18 protein-coding genes are annotated in these 18,086 nt (G+C 63.1%); 14 read left to right on the forward strand and 4 right to left on the reverse strand.

Going from position 1 to position 18,086, the window contains the following annotated elements:
* The first annotated feature begins 124 nt into the window (after nucleotides 1-124).
* The 9 genes from ACEPP2_RS13750 to ACEPP2_RS13790 all read left to right on the forward strand — a co-directional run bounded on the left by ACEPP2_RS13750 (nucleotide 125) and on the right by ACEPP2_RS13790 (nucleotide 8,967).
* Nucleotides 125-310: a Flp family type IVb pilin gene (locus ACEPP2_RS13750; protein WP_052641368.1), complete on the forward strand. Its 186-nt coding sequence runs from the start codon at nucleotides 125-127 to the stop codon at nucleotides 308-310.
* A gap of 108 nt (nucleotides 311-418) precedes the next feature.
* The gene (locus ACEPP2_RS13755; RefSeq protein WP_077548567.1) at nucleotides 419-934 is read left to right on the forward strand and encodes an A24 family peptidase; all 516 of its coding nucleotides are present in this window, start codon (nucleotides 419-421) and stop codon (nucleotides 932-934) included.
* Between the two features lie 109 nt (nucleotides 935-1,043).
* Nucleotides 1,044-1,853, forward strand: a complete 810-nt coding sequence (gene cpaB / locus ACEPP2_RS13760) for a Flp pilus assembly protein CpaB (protein ID WP_052641372.1) — start codon at nucleotides 1,044-1,046, stop codon at nucleotides 1,851-1,853.
* 31 nt (nucleotides 1,854-1,884) lie between these two features.
* Nucleotides 1,885-3,360, forward strand: coding sequence for a type II and III secretion system protein family protein (locus tag ACEPP2_RS13765; RefSeq protein ID WP_395516954.1), 1,476 nt, complete (start codon nucleotides 1,885-1,887; stop codon nucleotides 3,358-3,360).
* A 56-nt stretch (nucleotides 3,361-3,416) separates the two neighbouring features.
* Nucleotides 3,417-4,109, forward strand: a complete 693-nt coding sequence (locus tag ACEPP2_RS13770; protein ID WP_395516927.1) for a CpaD family pilus assembly protein — start codon at nucleotides 3,417-3,419, stop codon at nucleotides 4,107-4,109.
* A 31-nt stretch (nucleotides 4,110-4,140) separates the two neighbouring features.
* A complete protein-coding gene (locus tag ACEPP2_RS13775; RefSeq protein ID WP_152341315.1) occupies nucleotides 4,141-5,433 on the forward strand; it encodes an AAA family ATPase in 1,293 nt (430 codons plus the stop codon).
* Nucleotides 5,434-5,462: 29 nt separating this feature from the next.
* Complete coding sequence (locus ACEPP2_RS13780; protein ID WP_395516928.1) at nucleotides 5,463-6,956, forward strand: CpaF family protein; 1,494 nt, start codon at nucleotides 5,463-5,465, stop codon at nucleotides 6,954-6,956.
* Nucleotides 6,957-6,963: 7 nt separating this feature from the next.
* Nucleotides 6,964-7,977, forward strand: a complete 1,014-nt coding sequence (locus ACEPP2_RS13785) for a type II secretion system F family protein (protein WP_395516929.1) — start codon at nucleotides 6,964-6,966, stop codon at nucleotides 7,975-7,977.
* 9 nt (nucleotides 7,978-7,986) lie between these two features.
* Nucleotides 7,987-8,967 carry a type II secretion system F family protein gene (locus ACEPP2_RS13790; protein ID WP_395516930.1) on the forward strand — a complete coding sequence of 327 codons (981 nt, stop codon included), beginning with the start codon at nucleotides 7,987-7,989 and terminating at the stop codon, nucleotides 8,965-8,967.
* A 90-nt stretch (nucleotides 8,968-9,057) separates the two neighbouring features.
* On the opposite strand, the gene ACEPP2_RS13795 is transcribed toward ACEPP2_RS13790, so the two are convergent.
* Nucleotides 9,058-9,882: a tetratricopeptide repeat protein gene (locus tag ACEPP2_RS13795; RefSeq protein WP_077548574.1), complete on the reverse strand. Its 825-nt coding sequence runs from the start codon at nucleotides 9,880-9,882 to the stop codon at nucleotides 9,058-9,060.
* A gap of 132 nt (nucleotides 9,883-10,014) precedes the next feature.
* Here ACEPP2_RS13795 and ACEPP2_RS13800 point away from each other — a divergent pair, with 132 nt between their 5' ends.
* The 5 genes from ACEPP2_RS13800 to ACEPP2_RS13820 all read left to right on the forward strand — a co-directional run bounded on the left by ACEPP2_RS13800 (nucleotide 10,015) and on the right by ACEPP2_RS13820 (nucleotide 15,041).
* Nucleotides 10,015-11,400, forward strand: a complete 1,386-nt coding sequence (locus tag ACEPP2_RS13800) for a leucyl aminopeptidase family protein (RefSeq protein ID WP_395516931.1) — start codon at nucleotides 10,015-10,017, stop codon at nucleotides 11,398-11,400.
* Nucleotides 11,401-11,521: 121 nt separating this feature from the next.
* Nucleotides 11,522-12,382, forward strand: coding sequence for a C40 family peptidase (locus ACEPP2_RS13805; protein ID WP_395516932.1), 861 nt, complete (start codon nucleotides 11,522-11,524; stop codon nucleotides 12,380-12,382).
* Between the two features lie 56 nt (nucleotides 12,383-12,438).
* Nucleotides 12,439-12,801 (forward strand): hypothetical protein, encoded by a 363-nt coding sequence (locus tag ACEPP2_RS13810; protein WP_395516933.1) that lies wholly within the window; start codon nucleotides 12,439-12,441, stop codon nucleotides 12,799-12,801.
* 140 nt (nucleotides 12,802-12,941) lie between these two features.
* A complete protein-coding gene (locus tag ACEPP2_RS13815; protein WP_395516955.1) occupies nucleotides 12,942-14,090 on the forward strand; it encodes an isovaleryl-CoA dehydrogenase in 1,149 nt (382 codons plus the stop codon).
* 174 nt (nucleotides 14,091-14,264) lie between these two features.
* Nucleotides 14,265-15,041, forward strand: a complete 777-nt coding sequence (locus ACEPP2_RS13820; protein WP_142588961.1) for an SDR family NAD(P)-dependent oxidoreductase — start codon at nucleotides 14,265-14,267, stop codon at nucleotides 15,039-15,041.
* A gap of 90 nt (nucleotides 15,042-15,131) precedes the next feature.
* Here the strand turns inward: ACEPP2_RS13820 and ACEPP2_RS13825 are convergent, their stop codons facing one another.
* The 3 genes from ACEPP2_RS13825 to ACEPP2_RS13835 are packed head-to-tail and all read right to left on the reverse strand — an operon-like array spanning nucleotide 15,132 to nucleotide 18,084.
* The gene (locus tag ACEPP2_RS13825) at nucleotides 15,132-16,190 is read right to left on the reverse strand and encodes a DUF2218 domain-containing protein (RefSeq protein ID WP_395516934.1); all 1,059 of its coding nucleotides are present in this window, start codon (nucleotides 16,188-16,190) and stop codon (nucleotides 15,132-15,134) included.
* Nucleotides 16,187-17,053, reverse strand: coding sequence for an ABC transporter ATP-binding protein (locus ACEPP2_RS13830; RefSeq protein WP_077548581.1), 867 nt, complete (start codon nucleotides 17,051-17,053; stop codon nucleotides 16,187-16,189). The genes ACEPP2_RS13825 and ACEPP2_RS13830 overlap by 4 nt, the downstream gene beginning before the upstream one ends.
* Nucleotides 17,050-18,084, reverse strand: coding sequence for a FecCD family ABC transporter permease (locus ACEPP2_RS13835; protein ID WP_395516935.1), 1,035 nt, complete (start codon nucleotides 18,082-18,084; stop codon nucleotides 17,050-17,052). The genes ACEPP2_RS13830 and ACEPP2_RS13835 overlap by 4 nt, the downstream gene beginning before the upstream one ends.
* Between the last annotated feature and the right edge of the window lie 2 nt (nucleotides 18,085-18,086).

Consider the following 18,086-nt stretch of genomic DNA (forward strand, 5'->3'; position numbering starts at 1 on the left):
AGCGCCCCATTAACGATCTTCTTTAAGTGGATCGAAATCGTCTCTCGCTACGGTGCCTGCATCCGAACAACGGAAACAGTTGTCGGGATTTGCTGATTCACCAACGTGTCGTAGGAGAGTTCCAATGTCGAAGTTTTTCGCTCGCTTCAAGAAAGATGAATCCGGTGCGACCGCCATCGAATATGGTCTGATCGCAGCCCTCATTTCCGTTGCCCTGATCGCCGGCGCAACCACGCTCGGCAACACGCTGAACGATACCTTCAGCTCGATCTCCGGCAAGATGCAGACTGCCAACAACAAGACCTACTGATCCGGCAGCAGTTCCGCCGGATAAATGACAGAACCGCTCCGAACGGAGCGGTCTGAACCTCTTGGCTAGGGGAAAGGGTGCGGCAACCACGCCGCCGGGAGAGGACGTATGAGTTCTGCAGCAGTCTTATTGGTTCTGCCCATGTGCCTGCTCATTGCGGCTGTCAGCGATCTCTTCACCATGACGATACCCAACAGGATATCGATCTTCCTCCTCGCATCCTTTGCCGTCTTGGCGCCGGTCTCCGGCCTTCCCTGGGCCGAGATCAGCATGAGCGTTGCAGCAGGCGCGGTGGTGCTCGCCGTCTGCTTCGGGTTCTTCTACCTGAACATCATGGGCGGCGGCGACGTGAAGCTCTTGGCCGCGTCGGCCGTCTGGTTCGGTTTCAGCGCCGCGCTCGGCGCCTTCATCGTTCAGACCGCTCTTTGGGGTGGTCTCATTACATTGCTCGTGATGTTGCTCCGCTCTCAGGCGGATCGCTTCGCAATGATCGGCCACATTCTCCCAGCCCCCGTCCTTGTATCCAAAAAGGTGCCCTATGGGGTCGCGATCGGCATCGCTGGCATGCTGACATTCTGGAGCTCGCCCATTGCGGTGAGCGCGCTGACCCTCCTCCAGAAGTGAAGGCTGGGGTTACAAGGTTTCGTTAACCAAGCGCGTAACGATATCATTAACCTTACTTACACCATTGGCAGCCATTCTGCGGGCAGATTGAGTCCCGCGAGGAATGGTGATGAAACCCGCTCGTATCCTGATTTTGACGGTTGCCGTCGTTGCAGCAGGCCTGGCCGGCGTGCTGGCCATGCGGCTGTCCGGCACGAGCGCGCCGCAGATCGCCGAGACGATCATTGAGAAACAGCCGAGCATCAATGTCCTTGTGTCGTCAGCGAACCTGCCGGTCGGAAGTCGCCTGAACGAGGAAAACCTGCGCTGGCTGCCCTGGCCCGAGGATGGTGTCGTCGAAGGAGTGATCACGCAGTCGGCGCGGCCCGAGGCCATCACCGAGCTGAGCGGCATGGTCGTCCGCCTGCCGCTTTTCGAAGGCGAGCCGGTCCGGGCCGAAAAGATAGCGGACTCTTCGAACCGGATCATGTCGTCGCTCCTGCCTGCCGGCAAGCGGGCCGTCGCCACGGAGATTTCGGTAGCGACGGGCGCAGGCGGTTTCGTTCTGCCGAACGATCGCGTCGACGTAATCATGGTTCGCCGCAGCGAGGAAGGGCGCTTCCTGACGGAGGAGGTGCTGACGAACATTCGAGTGTTGGCGGTCGACCAGCAGATCCAGGAAAGCCAGGATGGCCAGAAAACCGTCATCGGCACAACGGCCACTCTTGAGCTGACCCCGGACCAGGCGAAGGTCATCACCGTGGCCCAGCAGATGGCGGACCGCCTGACGCTTGCGCTCCGCTCCGTCGCCGATGCGCAGGAACCCGATACCATAGCGGCCGACTACCTGTTGAGCGGCGGCGGACGGGCAGAGATCCAGGTCATCAAGTCGGGCGCCATCGTCGGAAACCAGAAGGCGGCAGGGGCAAATGCACAGTAACGGAGCGCCGACGTTGACGATCTTGGTACGCATGGGGCGGACAACCGCCGCGTTGGGCCTGGCATTTGCCATGGCGGTTTCAGGCATTCCCGGAGTGCCGGAATCGGGGGCACTCTCCGTCTCGCGAGCCATGGCTCAGGAAAGCAGCATCGTCCGCATCAGCGAGATCGGCATGGGTGCGCGCAAGCGCCTCAAGATAGGCCTCAACAAGGCGATCGTCGTGGATCTGCCCGCCGACGCCCACGACATTCTGGTAGCAGACCCGTCCATGGCCGACGCGGTGACCCGCACCTCGCGGCGCATCTATCTCTTCGGCAAGACGGTCGGCCAGACGAATATCTTCATCTTCGGCCGAAACGGGGAAGAGATTGTCGCAATCGACCTCGAGATCGAGCGCGATATCTCGGGGCTTGCAGCCAATCTCCGTCGCTTCCTGCCGGATTCCAACATCAAGGTAGAGATCATCTCCGACAACATCGTGTTGAGCGGGACGGTACGCACACCGCAGGATGCAGCGCAGGCGACAAGGCTCGCGTCCATCTTCCTCAAGGGCGGCGAGGCGACGACCCGCAATACGGTGGCGACCAGCGAAAGCAGTGGCGATGGCGCCGTCGCCATCTATGCGGAAGGACGCCAGCAGTCTCAGGTGGTGAACCTGCTGACCATCGAGGGCGAGGACCAGGTCACGCTCAAAGTAACCGTTGCGGAAATCCGCCGCGAAGTGGTCAAGCAACTGGGATTTGACAACATCTTCCAGCGCAACCCCGCAGGGTCCGGGTCAGGCTTGGACATTCTCAGAGTAGCGACTGGTGCCGACGGAGTTGTGGGACGCGTAGCAGGCAATCTCGGAAAGCTCAGTATAGACACGGTGCTAAGTGCGCTCGAGCAAGCCGATGCCATAAGGACTCTCGCCGAACCCACGCTGACGGCGATCTCAGGACAGTCTGCAACATTTTCCTCGGGCGGCGAAACGCTCTATCAAACCACGGACGATGAGGGGCGCTTGGTCTTGACACCATACTCTTATGGTATCCAGCTCGCGTTCACTCCCACAGTGCTCTCGTCCGGCCGCATCAGCCTTCGCATACAGACTTCCGTGTCAGAGCCTACACCGTCTAACAGCGGGGTCGCGCAGTACAGGAAACGCGACGCCGAGACCGTCCTGGAGCTCCCCTCCGGAGGCTCTATCGCGCTCGCGGGCCTGATCCGAGACGACGTTCAGCAAACCGCCAGCGGAACACCCGGTGTCTCCAAGGTTCCGATACTTGGCGCAATGTTCCGAAAGAAGACCTTGGATCGGAGAGAGACGGAGCTGGTCATCATCGCGACGCCCTACCTCGTCCGGCCGGTTGCGCGCAACGAGCTGTCCCGTCCTGACGACAATTTCAATCCCGCGAGTGATGTCGCCAGTGTCTTCCTCGGCCACGTGAACCGCATTTACGGCCGAAAGGACGCTCCACCACCTGCCCTTCCGTATGAAGGCAATGTCGGGTTCATCTACAAATGAAGAGCCTGCACCCCGATCCCCTGACCAGCCAGAGGCAGCACGAAAGGCGCCGGACAATGAGCAATCCTGTCGCAACTGGAGTAGCCGATCCCGGAAGACGGACCGTTGCGACGGTCCTGCTCGGCATCGCCGTATTGATGTCCGGCTGCGCCAACCCGGACGGTGTCACGACCGGATCACTCCCGGACGATTACCGGACCCGTCATCCGATTACTGTGGGCGAGGCCGAGAAGGTCATAGACATACCGATCGCCGCGGGAGACCACGGCCTGACCGTCGGCCAGCGCGAGGTGATTGCCGGGTTCGCGCAGGAATACCAGCGGTCGTCGAAGGGCATCATCCAGATCATGACGCCACAGGGAGCTCTGAATTCCGGTGCCGCGGCCTATGCAGCGGGGGATATCCGCCGACTGCTGGTGCGAATGGGCGTGCCGAAGAACCGCATCCTGCAGACAGGCTTCGCGGCCCATGATTACGGTGCCTCGGCCCCCATCAGGCTCACCTATGTCGCTATCACTGCCCAGACCACTCCATGTGGTGAATGGCCCGAGGACATCACGCTCAACACCATCGAAAACCGCAATTACTACAACTTCGGCTGCGCCAGCCAGCGCAACCTGGCGGCACAGATCGCCAACCCCAACGATCTCCTCGGCCCCCGCCGCTCGACACCGGCCGATGCCGAACAACGCGGCCGCGCAATGGAGCGCTATCGGGGAGCCTATACCGAACTGAGGGACTTGCGATGAACCTCCTTTTCCCGGCACGGCAGGTCGGCTCATGAACCAGATAGACTACAGCATCCCGGCAGCGCCGGACGAGCAGCACGGAGCCGGACTCGAGGTCGAGGCCCAGTCCGATCTCGCCTCTCTTCGGCCCCTGCCGCGCATCTCCATTCACGCCTTCTGCGAAAGCGATGCCCTGCAGAGGACTGTCGAGCGCATGGCGCGCGACCGGCGGATGACGAAGGTCAACATGCGGATCACCAATGGCAGCATCGAGGCCGCTGCCAACATGTTCGCGTCTTCACCGACCCCGAACCTGATCATCATCGAGACGGATACCGCCCCGGGCCACCTCCTTGGCGAACTCGCACCGCTTGCCGAAGTCTGCGATCCGTCTACCCGCGTGATCCTCGTCGGCCAGTACAACGACATCGCGCTCTACCGCGACCTGATCCGGAGCGGCATTTCCGAATATCTCGTCGGCCCGGTCCAGATGGCCGATCTCCTGGCCTCGGTGGCGGCGATCTTCGTGGATCCCGAGGCGGAGCCGCTCGGCAGGTCGATCGCCTTCATCGGCGCCAAGGGCGGCGTCGGATCATCCACCATTGCCCACAATTGTGCTTTCGGCATTTCCAGCCTTTTCTCCACCGAGACGATCCTAGCCGATCTCGACCTGCCCTTCGGCACCGCCAATATCGACTTCGATCAGGATCCCGCGCAGGGTATTGCCGAAGCCGTCTTCGCTCCTGAGCGCCTCGACGAGGTATTCCTGGATCGTCTGCTGACAAAGTGCTCCGAGCACCTCTCCCTTCTGGCGGCTCCCTCCATTCTTGACCGCACCTATGACTACGGCGGCACCGCCTTCCAGCCGGTGGTGGAAATCTTGCAGCGGAGCGCCCCGGTGGCAGTTCTCGACCTCCCGCACACGTGGTCGGAATGGACCCGATCGTTGCTGGCGGAGGCCGACGAAGTGGTCATCACGGCTGTTCCGGATCTCGCCAATCTCCGCAACGCGAAGAACATGCTCGACGCGCTTCGCAAGCTCAGGCCGAACGATCATCTGCCGCATCTCGTGTTGAACCAAGTGGGTATGCCCAAGCGCCCCGAAATCGCCCCTTCCGACTTCATGGAGGCGCTGGAGATCGAGCCGGCCGCAATCCTGCCATTCGACGTGCAGCTGTTCGGCAATGCCGCCAACAGCGGCAGGATGATCACGGAAGTGGATGCGAAGTCGGCGGCAGCCGAGACCTTCTCGCAGATCTGCCACATCGTCACCGGCCGCACCGAGATGAGGAAGATCAGGAAGGGCGGGCTTTCCAAGGTGCTTGGAATGCTTCGCCGCAAGTAGAAGACCCTATCGAGGGACAGGTTGCACTGATGTTCGGAAAACGTGGACAAGACGGCTTTGGGAAGGCTTCCGGCGTGGTTGCGCCGGCAGCGCCGGCACCTGTGGCCCCCGCACCCGCGGCAAGCCAGGCGACCGGTCCGGAAGTCTTCGCCGAACCCCAGAGGGATACCCAGGCGGCCCGCCAGCAGGTCGCGCCGCCGCCGCTTGCTCCGACGAGCGGCCGCAAGAAGACCCCTCGGACCGAACTCTACTACGACACGAAGAGCCAGGTCTTCTCGGCGCTCATCGATACGATCGACCTCTCCCAGCTCGCCAAGCTCGACGGCGAAAGCGCACGCGAGGAAATCCGCGATATCGTCAACGATATCATCACGATCAAGAACTTTGCGATGTCGATTTCCGAGCAGGAGGAACTGCTCGAGGACATCTGCAACGACGTGCTCGGCTACGGTCCGCTCGAGCCGCTTCTGGCACGCGACGATATCGCCGACATCATGGTCAATGGTTCTGGCCAGACCTTCATCGAAGTGAGCGGAAAGACGATCGAGTCGGACATCCGCTTTCGCGACAACGCCCAGCTCCTGTCGATCTGCCAGCGCATCGTCAGCCAGGTCGGCCGACGCGTCGACGAGTCCTCGCCTATCTGCGACGCGCGACTTCCAGACGGCTCCCGCGTCAACGTGATCGCTCCGCCGCTTGCCATCGACGGCCCAGCGCTCACGATCCGAAAGTTCAAGAAGGACAAGCTCACCCTCGAGCAATTGGTCAAGTATGGCTCGGTCACACAGGAAGGAGCGGTGCTCCTCCAGATCGTCGGCCGCGTCCGCTGCAATGTCGTCATCTCCGGCGGTACCGGCTCGGGCAAGACGACGCTGCTCAACTGCCTCACCCGCTACATCGACGCGGACGAGCGGGTGATCACCTGCGAGGATACCGCCGAACTGCAGCTTCAGCAGCCGCATGTGGTGCGTCTCGAAACCCGCCCCCCGAACATCGAGGGCGAGGGCGAGATCACCATGCGCGATCTCGTCAAGAACTGCCTTCGCATGCGCCCTGAACGCATCATCGTCGGTGAAGTCCGCGGCCCGGAGGTGTTCGACCTGCTTCAGGCGATGAACACCGGTCACGACGGCTCTATGGGAACCATCCACGCCAACTCGCCGCGCGAATGCCTGAGCCGAATGGAATCGATGATCGCCATGGGCGGTTTCGGGCTGCCGGCCAAGACCGTCCGCGAGATCATCGCCGGCTCGGTGGATGTCATCGTTCAGGCCGCCCGACTGCGCGATGGCTCGCGCCGCATCACCCATGTGACGGAAGTCATCGGGATGGAGGGCGACGTGATCGTCACCCAGGATCTCATGCGTTACGAGATCGAAGGCGAGGATGCCAATGGCAGGCTGATCGGCCGGCACGTTTCGACCGGCATCGCCAAGCCGCATTTCTGGGATCGCGCCCGCTACTTCAATGAAGAGCGGCGGCTGGCGGCCGCGTTGGACGCGATGGAACAGGTCGCGGGGTAGGGGCTTGATGTTCGGTTTCGACCCCAATGTCCTGCTGGTCATCACGCTAGCCGCCATCGCTGCCGGCGCCCTCTGCTACGCACTGCTGTTCTCCCGCATCGAGACCGAGAAGAAGACGGACGCCCGCCTCAGCCGCGTCAAGTCGGCCGAAACCGACATCGGCAAGGTCAAGGCTGCGCGCGACCGCGTCCAGGAAATGTCGAAGCGCCGCAAGTCGGTCCAGGACAGCCTCAAGGAGCTTGAGAAGAAGCAGGAGGAGAAGTCACGGAGGATCGGCAATTCGAGCATAAAGTCTCGCCTGATCCAGACGGGCCTGCCCTTGCAGATGTCCCAGTTCTACATCATGAGCGCCGTCCTCGGGATCGTCGTCCTGCTCGTGGCCGTTCTGGCGGGAGCGCCGCCACTGCTCGCCATCGGTGGCGGTTTCGCGGCGGCCATAGGCATGCCGCGCTGGATACTGAGCTTTCTCGTCAAGCGGCGGCAGAAGCGCTTTCTCGTCGAATTCCCGAATGCACTGGACGTCATGGTGCGCTCCATCAAGTCAGGCCTGCCCCTGAACGACGCGCTGCGGCTCATCGCGGCGGATGGCCAGGAGCCGGTGAAGACCGAGTTTCGCCGGGTGATCGAATCCCAGCAGGTCGGTCTCAGCATTCCGGAGGCCTGCGTGCGGATGATGCAGACCATGCCGCTGCCGGAGGTGAACTTCTTTTCCATCGTCATCACCATCCAGAGCCAGGCAGGCGGAAATCTGTCGGAAGCGCTTGGCAACCTCTCGCGCGTCCTTCGTGAGCGCAAGAAGATGAAGGCCAAGGTGCAGGCCCTGTCGATGGAGGCGAAGGCTTCGGCAGCCATCATCGGCGCCTTGCCGTTCATCGTCGCAACGCTCGTCTACCTGACATCGCCGGACTACATGACCATCCTGTTCACGGATCCGCGCGGCCACATCATCATGCTGTTCTCGGGGATCTGGATGTCGATCGGCATTCTGGTCATGCGCAACATGATCAACTTCGACATCTAGGGGGCAGCCATGACCAGGGATATAGCCGCGACGCTGACCGATCCGGTTCTGCTCCTTGCCCTCTTGGTCGCCATTGCCGTCTTCGCCACCTTCTACTCGCTCGCGAGCCCGTTCCTGGAAAGGGGCGACCTGAACAAGCGCATGAAGGCGGTGTCCACCGAGCGCGAGCAGATGCGCGCGAGGGAGCGGGCGCGGATGAATGCCGAGGCGTCGAAGGCTTTACTGCGGACCCAGAACAACCAGTCCGCCCTTCAGCTCGTCGAGCGTTTCAACCTTCGCAAGGCGCTGGTCGACGACAATACCGTGAACCGCCTGCGCGCAGCGGGTCTGCGGTCACAGAACGCGCTGAACATCTTCCTTGCGGCACGCTTCCTGCTGCCCTTCGTCTTTCTCCTGCTGGCTATCGTCTGGATCTTCGTGCTCGGCAATCTGGCCGACCGGCCGATCGCGATCCGGATGCTGGTGGCGATCGTCTGCGCCTATGTCGGCTTCTACCTCCCGAACATCTACGTCAGCAACCGGGTAACCAAGCGCCAGCAATCCATCAAGCGGGCCTGGCCCGATGCACTCGACCTCATGCTGATCTGCGTCGAAGCGGGGATCTCGATCGAGGCCGCCATGCGAAGGGTGGCGGAGGAAATGGGCAACCAGTCGCCGCCGCTGGCCGAGGAAATGGTGCTGACGACAGCCGAACTCTCCTTCCTCCAGGATCGCAGGGTGGCTCTCGAGAACCTCGGCCTGCGGACGCAGCTCGATACGGTGAAGAATGTAACCCAGGCGCTCATCCAGGCCGAGCGCTACGGAACCCCCATCGCCCAGGCATTGCGGGTTCTTGCCCAGGAGGGGCGTGACGAGCGGATGAACGAGGCCGAGAAGAAGGCGGCTGCCCTGCCACCCAAGCTGACTGTTCCCATGATCCTGTTCTTCCTGCCGGTGCTGGTAGCCGTCATTCTCGGCCCGGCCGGCATACAGGTTGCCGACCGCTTCTGACCGAGAACGGATGAACACGGCGCTGCAGGAGCCATCGGTTCCCCGACATCCACCTCCGGCTATGTAATGGAAAACGGTAGCAGAGACCCTTTAGTTGGTTGCCTTCTGCTGGCTGTCCTTGTCGGCGAGCTTCGCCCAGGAATTCTGCTGCGACAGCATCGAGCGCAGATAGGTGACGTTCGCGTCCGCCTGCTGGGCGGATAGCTCGCGCCGCGCGATCTCCTCGGCTTCCTTGAAGCGGCCCTGCAGGCCAACCACGAGCGCGAGGTTCTGGCGCACGCGGCTATCGGCGGCGGGCTGCTGCGCGGCCGAGCGCATATAGGTCTCCGCCGTCCGCAGATCGCCGCTCAGCACATAGGACATGCCGAGATTGGAAATTACGGTCGGTTCATTCGGCTGTGCATCGAGTGCCAGTCGGTATTTCTGCCGCGCTTCGTCCGAGCGACCCAGTTGGTCGAGAACCGCCCCTTCGGCGGAGTAGAGGCGCCAGTCCGGGCGATCCGGCGTCTGGGCGCGCTGGATGGTCGTGAGCGCCTGCTCGAGCTGGCCCGCGGCCGCCTGCGCCTTGCCATAGGCGGCCAGTACGTCGCGATCCGTCGGATGGGCAATAACCACCTGCTGCATGACGGCCAGCGCCTGGGCGTGCTTGCCGGTCATGCCGAGCACTTGCGCATAGCGAAGCCCTGCATTGCGGTCCCTTGGGTTGCGCTCATAGGCGGCGCCGATCGAACGTTCCGCATTCTCGAGCTGTGGGGCGCTCATGCTCTCCAGAGGCGCGCCCGAGATCGGGATCGATCCCGTCGTTGTCTTGTCCGGCCTTGTGGCGCATCCCGCCAGCGTCGCTGCCAGAAGCAGCATGGCGGTCGCCTGTGCGAGGCGGGCCTTGCGATGCGTCGGGGATGCGATAGCTGCCATGGTCGGTCTCGTGCCTTCTGCTGCGCCTTGCCCGTGGCGAAGGTCCCGCCGATGGCGCATTGCTTGCTCCAGCAATAGACTGTTAACCCTAATAGACCGTTAAGGCGCTGATTCACCACGAGAAGGCTTTCCATGAACAGCTACAGCCACATCGACCGCCCATCCCCGTTCACGCAGCACTCCCCTGCGTCCCGTCCTGTCTATCTCGTTGCGCCATCGGACATCGAGAAGGGCACGATCGAGGCCTCGATGCTTGGTTGGGCGCGCAATGCGGGTTACGCGGCCGAGCCCGGCAGCCTGCTCCTCGTTCCCGGAGCGGACGGCGAGCTTGCTGCGGCACTCTTCGGCTTCAGCGGTGAAACGGAAGAGGCATTTGCAGCCGGTAGGCTCGCCAAGCTCCTTCCTGCCGGCGACTGGCATGTCGAGAGCGCGTTGGCACCGGAAAAAATCGCGCTCGGCTTCGGCCTGGGGACCTACCTGTTCGGCCGTTACCGGAAGGATAAGCAGAGGCAGGTCCGGCTTGCGCTTGCCGACGACATTCGGGTCGATGTCGAGCGGCAGGTTGCCGGTGTGTTCCTTGCCCGTGACCTGATCAACATGCCGACCAACGACATGGGGCCCGAACAGCTGGAGTCCGCGTTGCGCGCTCTCGGCAAACATTACGGAGCAAGCGTCACATCCATCATCGGCGATGAACTCCTGGCGCAGGATTTCCCGATCATTCACGCTGTTGGTCGTGCCAGTGCGCAAGCACCCCGGCTCCTCGACATGCGATGGGGCAGGGAGGGTGCACCGCGCATCGTCCTGGTCGGCAAGGGCGTCTGCTTCGATACCGGTGGCCTCGACATCAAGAGTGCAGCCAACATGGCCATCATGAAGAAGGACATGGGCGGCGCGGCGAACGTTATGGGTCTGGCATTGATGATCATGGATGCCGGTCTGAACGTGGAGTTGCGGGTGCTCATCCCTGCGGTCGAGAATTCGATCGCCGGCAATGCGTTCCGCCCCGGTGACATTTATCGCAGCCGCAAGGGGCTCACGGTTCAGATCGACAACACCGATGCGGAAGGCAGGCTCGTGCTTGCCGATGCTCTTGCGTTCGCCGACGAAACGCCCTGTGACCTCCTCGTGGACATGGCGACCCTGACCGGCGCCGCGCGTGTTGCGCTCGGGCCGGACGTGGCGCCATTCTTCACCGGTGACGATTCCCTGGCGGCGCGTCTGTCGGCCATCTCGTCCGAGGAAAACGATCCCATGTGGCGACTGCCACTGTGGAAAGGCTATGACAAGGACCTAAAATCGCGTGCCGCCGACATCACCAACGCGCCTTCCGGCGGAATGGCAGGGTCCATCACCGCCGCGCTCTTCCTCAAGCGCTTCGTCCGCCCGCAGACGCGCTGGGTGCATTTCGACATCTATGGCTGGACTCTTTCGGAGAAGCCGCATGCCCCGGTCGGTGGCGAGGCCTTCGCCATCCGGACGCTCTACCGGTATGTCCGGGAACTCGCCCGGCAATGATCCGCTAACCGCTTCGCACTAGCATGACGCTCCTGTACTCTGAGGCGCATGTCGCAGCGGCTGAACCCTTCTGTTGATCTGGTTCACGGCAATGTGGGTCTACCTGAACATGGAAGATGCGATGACATTGGACAGACGGCTCCACGCCTTCCGGGCGGATCTGGCAGACGAGGCCCTGCGGGGGCAGGTGGAGGCTGCGCGCTTCGTGACCGGCGTCCCCGCGCAGGTCGGCGTGCCTGTCGTGCCTTTGAGGCCCAGGCCGGATGCAGACTGCGGCATAGATACCGAACTCCTGCTCGGTGAAGCAGTCCGCGTCTTCGAGCGGGCTGACGGTTGGACATGGGTGCAGTCCTGCGAGGATGGCTATGTGGGATATCTGCCGATGGACGCGCTGAATGAGCCCGAGGAGGCGACGCACATCATCTGTGTCCAGCGCACCTTCCTATACCCGGGCCCCGAATTGCGCCATCCTCCCGTCTCTGCCCTGTCCATGGGAAGTCGCGTCAGGATCGTGGGAGCGGCGGAAACCCGCGGCACGGCATACTTCGTCCTGCCCGACGGGACAGCACTCATCCGATCCCACTGCCGGCCGCTCGCCGAGGCACCTCCGGAAGACTACGTCGATGTGGCGGCGCGCTTCCTGGAGACGCCCTATCTCTGGGGTGGCCGCTCGGGTTTCGGCATCGATTGCTCCGCGCTCGTGCAGTTGTCGCTGATGATGGTCGGCCAGTCGGCGCCGCGTGATTCCGACATGCAGGCGGCGATCGGAACGGAAATCACGAGGGAGGAGCTTCGCCGCGGCGACCTCGTATTCTGGAAGGGTCATGTCGGCATCATGGAAGATGCCGAGACAATGCTGCACGCCAATGGGCATACGATGACGGTGGCGCGGGAAGACCTCGATGCCGCGATCGAGCGGATAGGCTGGCTCTACAGCCGCCCGACCGGCTTTCGCCGCCTCGCGCCGTTCACGCGATCGTAAACATGGCGGCGTGGCACCTATCGAATGAAGCGCCTATCTTTCCTTCGATTCGAGGGATGAAGATGCTGAAATGCGCCTGGATATTGCCGCTTCTGATGCTGATCGCCATAGGTTTCGCAGCGCTCGTGCCGGCGAGGGCCGCAGCCGACGACGAGTTCCGGCGCAAGCCGTTGAACGTCTACAAGGATCTCCCAGGCGTCGTTCCGGAGGAGGAGCGAGTCCGGCGCGACAGCTACAGCTGCACGACCAGCATTGAGGATGTCTATGTCGGACGGGGGCGCTATGACATCCTCTATGGCGATGTCGCACCGCGTCGCGTCTACCGATGCGAGAGCGAGAGCGGACTTACCTATTCCGGCACCCGCCCGCCCAACACGCACTGGGTCCCCGGTCTCAATCCGCTTCATCTGCCCGAGTAGGCAATCTTTTTGCCGCATCGCACTTGCGGGCGACCTTATCTTGCGAAGTCGTGAAGGATCATTGACGCCGCGCGGGGCGTGCCCCACAACCATGTTCTGACAGAGGCACGTCCGGGAGGAGACCGGTGTTCCACGCATCGATGAAATTTGCAGTTGGCGAGGACGTCGAGGCTGTCCGCGACACGGTCCACCGGTTCGCCCAGGAAAGGCTTGGCGCCCGCGCGGACGAGATTGATCGTACGAACGAGTTTCCGCGCGATATCTGGCCGGAACTTGGCGCCCTCGGCTTGCTCGGCATCACCGCCGATCCGGAATTCGGGGGCTCGGGGCTGGGCTACCTTGCCCATGTCATTGCCGTTGAGGAAATCGCCCGCGCCTCGGCCTCCACGTCGTTGAGCTACGGCGCGCACTCGAACCTCTGCGTCAACCAGATCAACCGCAATGCTTCCCCTGACCAGAAGAGGCGTTATCTGCCGAAGCTCTGCTCGGGCGAGTATGTCGGGGCGCTTGCCATGTCGGAGCCCGGCGCGGGTTCCGACGTCGTCTCGATGAAGCTGAGGGCCGAGAGGCGCGGCGACCTCTATGTGCTGAACGGCAGCAAGATGTGGATCACCAATGGCCCGGATGCCGATGTGCTGGTTGTCTACGCCAAGACCGGCCCGTCGGCGGGGCCCAGGGGCATCACGGCCTTTCTGGTGGAGAAAGGCTTCAAGGGCTTCTCCACGGCACAGAAGCTCGACAAGCTCGGCATGCGGGGGTCCAATACCTGCGAACTCGTCTTCTCCGATTGCGAGGTCCCGGCCGAAAATGTCATGGGAGCCGAAGGAGAAGGCGTCCGTATCCTCATGTCCGGCCTCGACTATGAGCGCGTCGTGCTCGCCGGCATTGGAGTCGGGATCATGCACGCCTGCCTCGATGTGGCGATGCCCTATGTTCACGAACGCAAGCAGTTCGGCCAGGCGATCGGCGAATTCCAGCTGATCCAGGCGAAGATCGCCGACATGTACACCGCCATGAATTCCGCGCGCGCCTATGTCTACGCCGTCGCAGCCGCCTGCGATCGTGGCGAGGTGACGCGCCAGGATGCTGCCGCCTGCTGCCTCTACGCATCCGAGCAGGCCACGCAACAGGCGCTTCAGGCCATCCAGGTCCTCGGCGGCAATGGCTACATCAATGATAACCCCACCGGCCGCCTGCTGCGGGACGCGAAGCTGATGGAGATCGGTGCCGGTACGTCCGAAATTCGCCGCATGCTGATCGGTCGCGAGCTCTTCCGCGAGACGGCCTGACGCACCTGCTCGCTGCACGGGATCTCGGACGTCAGCATGTCAGGTTGCCGAAGCTGGCCATTTCCGCAGAAGAAATGGCTTGTGTATACCGCCGGCATCGCCGATGACTGTCGTCCGCCGGCGGGGCCCGAGAGCATCCGGTCGGCTGAAGTCGTGTCCGCGAGGAGGTAGCACATGTCCACGAAGCTCATCATTCCCGACCTTTCCGAAAAAGCCGTGCTGATCACCGGCGCCTCGACCGGAATCGGTGCGGCGCTGGCCCGGGAATTCGCCGCGCAGGGGGCGCTTGTCGGCCTTCACTACAATGCAAGCGTAGACGCCGCGAAGACCCTGGCGGAGGAGATCGAGGCAGCCGGAGGGCGGGTCCACCTGGTCCGCGGCGATGCTTCCAAATCGGGAGAGATGGCCCGCGTGGTCGAGGAGACGGCGGACGCCTTCGGTCGCCTCGACGGGCTCGTCAACAATGCCGGTGGCATGGTCGCGCGCGTGGCCTATGCCGAGATGACGGACGAGCATTATGATGCGGTGATGGACCTCAACGCGCGTTCCGTCCTGGCAGCGTCCACCGCCGCGATACCGCACCTGAAGAAGAATGGTGGTTTCATCATCAACACAACCTCCATCGCTGCCCGCAACGGGGCGTCGAACGGGGCCGGCATCTATGGTTCGTCGAAGGCCTTCGTCTCCAACGTGACGCGGGGCATGGCGAAGGAATTGATTCCGTTCGGGATCCGCGTCAACGGCGTCGCGCCGGGCACTATCACCACGCCCTTCCACGAGCGCTACTCGACCCCCCAGCACCTGCAGGCGGCGCTGGCCACCATTCCGCAGGGCCGCCTTGGCATAGCCGAGGATTGCGTTGGCGCTTACCTCTTCCTCGCCTCCGAAAAGCTGTCCGGCTACATCATCGGGCAGGTCATCGAGGTCAATGGCGGGCAACTCATGCCGTGAGACAGGTGGTGCTGGCGCACCGCCACTCCACCGAACGCAATGGCGGCCGCTGACTGTGCGGCCGCCGGTTTCGTGGCGCTGCTGGTCGCCTCAGCTGCGCTCCCAGTACCAGGCGGCATACATCATCTTCCGGTCTTGCCCGCGGCTCTTGAGAAACTTCCGGATCGAGCGGACGTCCTCCTTTTCGCAGGCCACCCAGACGAATGTCTGGCCGTCGGACTTGGTGATTGCTTCCTTGCCCGCCTCCGCCAGCACGTTGGTAGAACCGGCGACATAGCTGTTCCGGTGCAACCATCGGATATCGATGGAGCCGGAGGTCGCAAGCGGTTGTTCTTCCGCCGCATCGGCCACCTCGATGATCGCCTTCATCCGGGTCGTGGAGGGGACTTCCTCGGCGATGCGGGCAATTGCCGGCAGGGCGCTTTCGTCGCCGATGAACAGGATGGAACCCGCAGAAGGAGCATCACCGCCCCCCGGTCCCAGCAGGCCAACGAGTTGTCCCGGTTCTGCGTCGCGGGCGAAATCCGCACCAGGAGTGGCGACGCCATCTGCGGGGTGTTGCAGGAAGTCGATCCACAACTCGCGCCGGTCCCTGTCGACCCGTCGGATCGTATAGACCCGGACCAGGAGCTCGTCTTCTCCCTCCGGCCAGGCAACCCGGCCGTTTTCCTGCAGGCCCGGCCAGACCGGTGCCCGCCCCTTTGGCGGCACCAGGATGCGGACATGCATATCGCCACCTGTGAACGGTTCGATATCGGGGCAGGAAAACCTGACGCGACGCATGTGGGGCGTGACGTCCTCGGCGGAGATGACGGTCACCTCGTGGATGTTTGGCAGCCGGGCGAGGGTGGTGGGGTTCGACCAGGTCAACTCCAGCGGGTCGTCACCGGCGAAGTAGAACAGGTGTTCGGCAAGCATGACCCGGGTACCCTGCAGCGTTTCCTCGGTCGTGCAGGCAAGATCGATCAGCAGCTTGCCGTCCTCGAGACGGATGCCGGCCGTGCCGTCCTCGTTCTTAAGGACGACGAGGTCGCCGTCGCGCTGGACTTCCGAATGTTCGATGAAGTGCTCGCAGACTTCCTCGAGCATGCCGAGGGCATCCTTCGGCAGCGCAACGCCGGAGAGTTTGAACTGCTGGGCTGCATTCATGAATGGTCTTCCTTTTGGGGATTGTCGCTTGAGTATGGGAGGGGGGCTCCAGTGCCGGTCGGCTCCGCCGTCACCCTGTGACGGCCGATCGGCAACATGATGGGACGCCCCGAGATCGGATCGGAAATGATGCGGCTGTCCAGGCCGAAGACGTGGCGAACGGTCTCTTCCGTCAAGACCTCTTCCGCAGGTCCGGAAACATGCAGGCGCCCTCGCGCCATGGCGACAAGATGATCCGCGTACCGCGCCGCCAGGTTGAGGTCGTGCAGCACCATCACGATTGTCGTGCCGCGCGAGTGGTTGAGGTCGGTGAGGAGATCGAGAACCTCGATCTGGTGGCTGACATCCAGGAAGGTGGTCGGCTCGTCGAGCAGGAGCAGGTCTGTCCGCTGCGCCAGCGCCATGGCGATCCATACCCGTTGCCGCTGCCCGCCGGAAAGCTCGTCCACGGGTCGTTCGGCGAGCCCGGCCGTCTTCGTCATCTCCAGCGCCGCCGCAACCGCCTCGTCGTCTCCGCGGCTCCAGCGCGAGAACATGCCTTGGTGAGGATGTCGGCCCCGGCCTACGAGATCGGCTACGGTGATGCCTTCGGGGGCGATAGGCGATTGCGGCAGGAGGCCAAGCATTTTAGCCAACTGCCGCGGTGGCATGTGGTGGATCGACTTGCCGTCGAGAAGGACCTGCCCGTTGTGAGGCGAAAGAAGCCGGGACATTGCGCGCAGCAGGGTGGATTTCCCGCAGGCGTTGGCACCGACGATTGCAGTGATCCGGCCGGGGGGCACGTCCAGGTCCAGACCGTTCAGGACGACGGTATCGCCATAACCGGCGGAGAGGGCCTTGGCAGCCAGGGTGTGAGTGATCATAGGGACCCTCCGCTGCGATTGACGCGTATGATGAGGTAGATCAGGTAGGGCGCTCCGAGCGCACCGGTGACGACGCCCACCGGATATCGGCTGGGCAGCAGGAACTGCCCGGCATAGTCAGCGAGCATCACAAGGACTGCACCGACGAGGGCGGCCGGCAGCAGTGTGGACCCGTTCCCGCCGACAAGACGGGCCGCGATGGATCCCGCCAGGAAGGCGACGAAGGACACCGGTCCGGCCACTGCGGTTGCGACGGCGATGACGCCCACCGCCGCGATCATCACGATGATGCGGGTGGCGGCCACATTCGTCCCGAGTGCAGCAGCTGTGTCGTCCCCGAGCCTCAGTGTGTCGAGGTCGCGGGCGCGGCTGAGCAGGAGTCCGCCGAACAGGAAAAGCGCGAGCAGCAACGGCAGGGCCTGGCTGGTCTGCGTGCCGTTCAGGCTTCCGGCAAGCCATCGCATGGCCTCCTGCAGGCTCCAGGCAGGCGCGCGCGAAAGCGTGTAGGCGATGAAGCTCTCCAGCATTGCGGCAACGCCGATGCCGATCAGGATCAGCCGCGTTCCCGCCACGCCATGCCGGAAGGAGAGGCCGTAGATGGCCATGGCGACGCCTAGGGCGGCAATCACCGCGAACACCGAGACGGCCGGACCGTTCATCTGCAGGACGACGATCGCAAAGACGGCCGCCGCGCTGGCGCCGAGGTTGATGCCGATGATATCAGGACTGGCGAGAGGATTGCGAAGCATGATCTGGAAAGCGGCTCCCCCCAGGCCGAAGCTCAGCCCGGTCAGCACGGCAAGCACTGCCCGGGGCAGCCGTAACTGCCCTACGGTGAAGCTTGCCCCCTGAACCTCCTCGCCGAACAGCACCCGGAGAACCTCCCCGGGCGGCGTGAAAGTCTGCCCGAGCATGAGCGTCAAGGCAAAAAGCAGCACGACCAGGGTGAGGAGCGAGCCGATCACCAGTCGCCGCCGCCGCATGCGGCTCGCGCGCCCGTTCCCGATGATGTCGATCGAAGATGCCTGCATGG

Origin of the sequence: Pseudorhizobium flavum, from assembly GCF_044142885.1 — a bacterium.
Classification (GTDB): domain Bacteria; phylum Pseudomonadota; class Alphaproteobacteria; order Rhizobiales; family Rhizobiaceae; genus Neorhizobium; species Neorhizobium flavum.